The organism is Cupriavidus sp. 01L45, from assembly GCF_056399885.1.
The window spans coordinates 1-6,805 of the sequence record NZ_JBFTSG010000116.1; the positions used below are offsets into that span (position 1 = coordinate 1).

The following is a 6,805-nucleotide window of genomic DNA, read 5'->3' on the forward strand; positions in this document are numbered from 1 at the left end:
AGCGCAAGCAGAGCGCAAGCAGGGCGGCGGCCGCTCGAACCTCGTCACCTGTCAAGTGTCCTCGGCGCAAAATGCGATTTTATTTGGCGGCTTATCTTGGGTGGATTGCCGCTATCCCCCGGTCACGCTTCCTCTACAGCGCCGGCTACCGGAAGATACGCCCCTTCGAGACGGCGCCCCATTTCGCGAATATCCATCATGTACCGTTGAAAATTCAACGACGCTTCTCCAAACTGGATCGTCCTCACCGAAGGTGCGAGTTGATCCAACTGCATCCCTATGATGTTCCTCCCCTCGAGGTAGTCAACCAAATCGCCCACAGAGAATTGCTCGCCACTCCAAATGCGCAGTGGCTCCTGTTCGCCACGACCAATGACACCACGCTTCACCAGATTGATCAGTTCATGCGCCTGCCGAATGGGATGGGCACCGTGCCGATAGCCGTTGAATAGGCGGTTGGCAGTAATGATTCCCGTATGCACGTTGCTGGTTGCCGGCACGTCCCAGGAGAGCGCCTTCAACAGCCTTTCCTGATTGTCGAGATTCCGTAGCCACGAGAGACGAACATTCAACTGCGTCTCCGCCGTCTTGATGTGCTCGTAACTGGTCCGAAGCTCGTGCGCAGAGCACGGGTGATACGAGTTCTTGCATTCGAAGACAAAGAAATGCCCTTGGAACCAGCAGAAAATGTCGGTTTCCCGATCGTCATCTATGTCGAACTCAAATCCAGGTTCTACTAGAAAGCCAGCTTCCCTTAGAGCATCGACCACAGCCGCCTGCATGGGATCCTGCTCCTCTACCAGCTCATTTCGCAGCTTGTTCCCAACGATGATATTCCGAGAGAGGTTCGACTTGTACAGAAGAGCCGGCGCAATCACGTAGAAGTCACCCGCCTTAATTATCGGCTTGTACTGGAGGTCAATATGCTCCGCGGATTCCGACAGCGCGAGCAACCCCAAGAGCTCCTCTGCTTTTGCACGCGGAACAATCATGCTCAGGACTTCCAACAACATCTCGCGCTGCATGACAGGAACCACGGATCGGATACGTAGTATGTTCTGGAGATTATCGTCTTCGATCTCTTTGAGCCTTTCATTATATGCGGCGCTAATGAAACTAAATAGGCGCTGCACCTTGGTGATGTCAGCAATATTCAGATTCTCGCTCACGCGAATCGTACGAACGTCTTCGTTGTCGGGCAGAAAGCTGTCGATCGCAACGCCGACGAGCTGAGCGGCCTCTTCGGCAAAGTAACGTTCAGCGGTGATGGGCGCGAAAAAGGGTTCCGCCATCACCAAACCGAATACGAGTCGTTCGAGAGGTTCCGAAGCAATCGTAAACAGTTCGCCCATTCCGGCACGAAATGCGTCACTAACGAACTGCGCGACAGTCGGCAACGTGTTTGTCTGTGCATCGTACAACTGGCGGACCACCCCGACAGAACGGATGGCTACTTGAATGTCTGCCTGGATGTATCCGAGTCGCACAGATTGTTCGAACGATTCGTCTACCGAAGATACTTCGAGTGAGTTCTTGGTTGACACTGCACGATAGGGCAGGCCGTCTAACAAGCTCTCCGCTTCACGATACTCATTCAACTTTGCGGCATCCACCAGCATGCGGCTGTAGATGCTCTCGAAAGGGGAAGCGAGCTTATCGTCCACATGCTGCCAACCTTTTTCAGTGTGACCGATCTCATCGCGCACGATCTTTAGAATATACGAGAACGCGTAGGAAATCTCCTCGGCACCCCAATACGTCAGCTCATCGGATTGCGCACTCGGATCCGGCTGCCAGTCGTTGGAAAACACTTCGTTGACCACCACGAGCAGTGTCTTCAACCCATTCTTCTGATATCCACGCAATCGCGCGACAAGCCCACGATATACGAGATTGGCCTGCGGCGCGATCACCAGTAGCGCCTGCACGGAGCGAAGATATTGCAGTCTGTCGGGTCGCAGCGGAAGTTCCGGCAAAACCTCGAAGGCAGCATTCAGAACCCGCTTCAACGTCTTCGACCTGAACTGATAGCGGGACGCTCTCAACGTGCCGCCCCGCTTCAATCTCGCGACCGTGCCATTGGCATCGAAAAGTAACAACATCAACAGATACGCAACTGCCTCGCGTTGCCTTTCAGACTTCAGATGGTCATTGAAAATTTCGAGCGCCGATTTGAATTCTTTCTTTGTCGCAGTTACTCCGGACATCGACCTAGCGGCAGCCACGATGGCATCAATGTGCTTTTTTTTCGAGAGTTCTTCTGCAATAGCAAGTAGCGACATGGAGCGAACGGGAATCTGGTTATCTTCGGGAGATGCGCCGGCCGACGGTGGGCTTTTCCGCTGTAGAGACGGTCATTCCAGATGAATTGTACAGGCACACTCGCCATCTCGCATCCCGCTCTCGTGGGGTTTAGTGCAAGCGCAGTCGGTCGACATAAGAGCTCGTCGGGTGCATGCGTGGACCATTCCGCCTTCCGAGCCAAGTAGTACCGGCATCCGGCAGCGCCGTGGTTCTCACCGCCTCGATGAATCCGTGGCTGACCGCTTTCCAGCATTCCGTTGGCATCGACCGGTCGAATCCGCAGACTCCAAGCAGCCGTTCAGCGGGGCGCACATCCCTACCGTTAGAACGACAGCAATACCATGGAACCCAACCGCAACACGGCCTTAGCCGCACAAAAAGACAATGTCGATGATAGAAAAAGTAAGACAGCGAGAGTATGAGGTGGTAGTCCCAGAGCAACGAGCTACGCTCGAACATAACATCCATGTCGTACAGACTAAAATCATCTGGACATGTACAGGACTAGCGGGAATCGACAAAAATGGAGTGGGCTTTCTCGCGCACTTCGATACCCCGAAATCGACCGCTGTCGTCCCTGAAATCGTCGCGGCCCTCAAAAAGGCAAAGGTCGATTTCAGCACCTTGGAGCTCCGTATAGTTACAGGCTGGGCGGGTTACTGGCTCCCGACCAACCTTCCGACCCGAGCCATCCTTCGACGACGCCTTAAAGAAGCGGGGGTATTTAGAAATCTGCCAAAAACCCAACGCGGAACAAGCCGCTTCCTCGATACATGCGGCCTGATAGTCGACGCCAATCTGAAGACTATTGAACCCAACGGAATCGTTCACTGTTGTCGGCGTGAGATGGGCGACTATGAGCCAGATAACCCCCGTGACTACAACACGTACCGCAGCAGTTCGAAGAAGAAGTCGAAGCGCTGATTTCTCCCGACGTTCTCTTGAATCCGCAGGTCAGATCGTGCATTACCACAGCGCCCGCTTCATCCTCATCGGCAGATGGAGAACTGGCGGATTTGAGGTCCAGCACACCTGCTGCAGACGCCGTCCTCGTGGAAGACAGCTAAGAGGCGGACACCACTAGTCAAGTCCGTTTCATGGCTGCGGCGAGTCGCTCCGGGATCTGGGAAGCAGGCGAGGCCCACGAGACCAACATGCTCACTGTTGGTCTCGCGTACGCCAGGGCGATGTTGTGACATACGCAGATTCGCCTGCTTCGGGTCTATCACCCCACCGGCGATCGACCTGAATGTGCTGCAATTCCACAACACCTTGCTGCCTGGCAGGTTCCGGTCTCCGCCATTGTCGATTACGCCAGTGGACATGGCCGCCGGGATATCGCGCGTGCACAAGACGCAACGCCAACGCCCCAATTCCGGTTGCGTACGGCGTGTTGCCGCGGAACACCGAATCGTTCGATTCCTCACATCAACGGAGATGCCGTGCGTCTCCCCAACCTTGGCCGCTTAGTAACCGTTGGTGTGGGCGGTCAGACGTGTAGCCGCTGGTTTCTCGGCAGGCGAGGCTGACCAGCTGCGTCGGGCCATGGCGGCCTGGAAGCGCAAGGGTGGGCTGGAGCACTACTACGACCGCATCGTCTCCGGCATGCTGGAACGCGGGTACGAACGGGAATTTGCTGAGAGTATCTTCCGGCAAATCCAAGGCTTCGGCGAATACGGCTTCCCAGAGAGCCACGCGGCCAGCTTTGCGCTGCTGGTCTACGCCAGCGCCTGGTTGAAATGCCATGAGCCGGCCGTGTTCCTCTGCGCGATGCTCAACAGCCAGCCGATGGGGTTCTACTCGCCTTCGCAGCTCGTGCAGGATGGGAAACGCCACGGTGTCGAAGTGCGTCCAGTGGACGTCACGATCAGCGGCTGGCACTCGTCACTGGAAGCCGTCGACAAGAAGCCGCCAGCGGTTCGGCTCGGCCTCTCGCTGCTGCGCGGGATGCGCGCGGAGGCGGCGCAGCGCATTGAGGAGGCACGCGCCGTGCGCCCATTCTCAGGGACGACGGACCTTGCCCGCCGCGCGAACTTGGATAGGCATGATATGCAGGTCCTGGCCGCCGGCGACACACTGCGAGCCCTCGCTGGCCACCGACGCAATGCGCTCTGGCAGGCCACGGCCGCGGTGCCCGACAAGGATCTGTTGCGGCCTGCCGACGTGCCGGAAGAACTACCTTCACTGGTGGCGCCTAGCGAGGGCGAGGCCATTGTCGCGGACTATCGATCGACGGGCTTGACCCTCAACCGGCATCCGCTGGCGCTGCCGCGACGACATCTCGCCAGCAGACGGTTCGTGACAGCGGAAACGCTATTCCGCTATCAGGACCGCCAGTTGGCCCGTGGCGCTGGCATCGTGACGGTGCGACAGCGCCCAAGCACCGCGAATGGCGTGTTGTTCATGACCATCGAGGATGAAACGGGATCGGTCAACGTGATCGTTTGGCCGTCGGTGCTGGAGCGGTTCCGCAAAGAGGTGCTGGGCGCTCGCTTGATCGGTGTCCTGGGCCAGTGGCAGTGCGAGGGCGAAGTGAGGCACCTCGTTGCACAGCGGTTGGTGGATCTCACACCGCTGCTCGGCCACCTGGAAACGAGCAGCCGCGATTTCTGCTAGCTGACGGATGCAGCTAGACTCAAAACGCCATGCCGATCTTTCTTATCAAGAGTAGGGAAAATTGGGTACACACCTCCCACCTGGCTGGCGGATCGGCACATATTCTCCAGCGCCGTAATACGTGCATTAGGGCGCGAGTTACTCTCAAGTAGACCCGTGGCGACCTTAGCCGTCGAAGGCCGGCTATCTCTGCAAATGTGTGGGAACGGGCGTGGTGGTCTGCGCTTGGTTGCCGGCTGCGGCAAACCAAGCGGATACTGACAGCCGGGTGGCTCGCGATGACTGCCCGATTTCTTCATTGGACGTTCAGCCCTTTGCCTGCCCGGCAGAGGGTTTTTTTGCGGGCGGGTGGCGGGCAGGCACTGAGTTGTCGCAAACAGGACGCCGCAAACCGCAAACCAGCGAGGCCGCAATGTGGATGCCCCGCGGCTCGAAGCGCTGTGAGTTGGCGAACTGGTAACCCCATCGTCTGGGCTGACCACCATTCCGCTCTCGCGCCCGCGCCATGGCGCGCCAGCCTGCGTCACAACATCAGGGTCTACGGGAAGGCTGATGACATCATCCGTTCCGCAATCTCCTGAAGCGCTGCCCGGGCCGCCGCATCGCCGCGCTTTGCTGYTTTTCTCAGAAGCGAAAATCCGTGATTGGCATCGGCGGAGGAGTGTCGCCCATGCAGATGCAGGAGAGCCAGTCGCGCCGTCGCGTGAACAATCCCGCCGGCCGCTGCGAGGCCATAGAAATGGGCCGCCTTGTCGTAGTCGACCGGCGGCAAATTCTCCCTGCTCTGCCCGGGATAATCGTCCCACGTCACTGCTGCATTCATCGCGGCCGATGAAGTCCCCTGGCCCGCGGCTTCCTCATGGAGTGCCAGCGCGCGGTAGCGATCCACCTGGGCGCCTCGTCCCAGCATTAGACTGTCCCCGAGACCGCTCAGTGCTGTCAGACGGACCTGCGCGGGCGCGCCCGGAATGGAGAGGATCCTCTCGAAAAGGCGATTGGCGTACGCGGGATCACAACTCCCACCGGCGCTCTTCAGGCAGGCGATGGCCAGGTTGGCGAGGGCCTCGGGAAATGGCGAAGGCCCTTCGGAAAGGGTTTCCCAAAGTCGGCGTGCCGCCGCCTCCCCGACTGGATTTGCGGAGTCCAGGAGCTGGCAGGCGAGCCCGTTGACAACCTGGGGTGTGATGGCGCCCGCCGCTAACTCCCCCGCAAGGTATTCGGTCGCACGTGTGGCGTCAACGTCGAAATCGCCTTCCATTAGTCGCCCGAGCGCTACAACACCCGATTCCAATTCCATCCTTTCCTCCGCTGCGCAGGGCAGGAAGTCTAGCAGCATCGATCCGCCACCTTAGCGGTCGCGCGTATGCGCGGCGCTCCGCCGCCTGGCAGCATTCCCTCGACCTGTTCTGGTCGGTTCAGCCGGCTAAGTGCGGGAGGAAAACGTCGCAGAATTCCTCATGTGCGCGTATTGGCGAGTATTCCTTGCCAAATGGAAGGTACCCATCCATGTCCGACAGGAATTTCCGCGAGGTCATCCGCCGCGCGAGTTCAGCGCGCACGTCCTCGGGGCTGAACGTACTGCCCTCCTGGCTCATGTAGAACCGAAAGGCCGCGCCCACCCGGGCCGGGTCGACTTTGGACGTTGAGCCCGGCGACTGGCTGCAGGACCACGCCCACCACAGGTCGAACAGGTCACGGCCATGCTCGCGCTGCAGGAGCGCTCGCAATTTAGTGCCGAGCATCTCATCTAGGGAAATGCTGAATAAATCGGTTCGCGAGTCATCGCGACATAGGATGAGTGCGTTGTCATAAGCATGCCCTTGAGTCAGGTCCGGAGATGAAGCGACAGATCAGTTTTGCGGAAGCGGAAAGCCACGGTAAGAAG

At 58.5% G+C, this 6,805-nt stretch carries 4 protein-coding genes and 1 pseudogene; 2 read left to right on the forward strand and 3 right to left on the reverse strand.

The genetic code is table 11. The annotated features are described in order from the left end of the window. Positions 1 to 122: 122 nt before the first annotated feature. On the reverse strand, positions 123 to 2,282 hold the full coding sequence (locus AC1DT6_RS39795; protein WP_477115556.1) for an endonuclease: 2,160 nt from the start codon (positions 2,280 to 2,282) through the stop codon (positions 123 to 125). A gap of 406 nt (positions 2,283 to 2,688) precedes the next feature. On the opposite strand from AC1DT6_RS39795, the gene AC1DT6_RS39800 reads away from it, so the two are divergent. Both AC1DT6_RS39800 and AC1DT6_RS39805 read left to right on the forward strand, forming a co-directional pair. After that, positions 2,689 to 3,228: a hypothetical protein gene (locus AC1DT6_RS39800; RefSeq protein WP_477115557.1), complete on the forward strand. Its 540-nt coding sequence runs from the start codon at positions 2,689 to 2,691 to the stop codon at positions 3,226 to 3,228. A 570-nt stretch (positions 3,229 to 3,798) separates the two neighbouring features. Continuing rightward, a pseudogene (locus tag AC1DT6_RS39805) lies at positions 3,799 to 4,920 on the forward strand (helix-hairpin-helix domain-containing protein); the annotation flags it as partial. A gap of 538 nt (positions 4,921 to 5,458) precedes the next feature. Here the strand turns inward: AC1DT6_RS39805 and AC1DT6_RS39810 are convergent. Together AC1DT6_RS39810 and AC1DT6_RS39815 are read right to left on the reverse strand one after the other, a co-directional pair. Then, entirely contained in the window at positions 5,459 to 6,217 is a 759-nt protein-coding gene (locus AC1DT6_RS39810) for a tetratricopeptide repeat protein (protein ID WP_477115558.1), read from the reverse strand. 118 nt (positions 6,218 to 6,335) lie between these two features. Continuing rightward, positions 6,336 to 6,749, reverse strand: a complete 414-nt coding sequence (locus AC1DT6_RS39815; RefSeq protein WP_477115559.1) for a nucleotidyl transferase AbiEii/AbiGii toxin family protein — start codon at positions 6,747 to 6,749, stop codon at positions 6,336 to 6,338. Positions 6,750 to 6,805 lie beyond the last annotated feature (56 nt).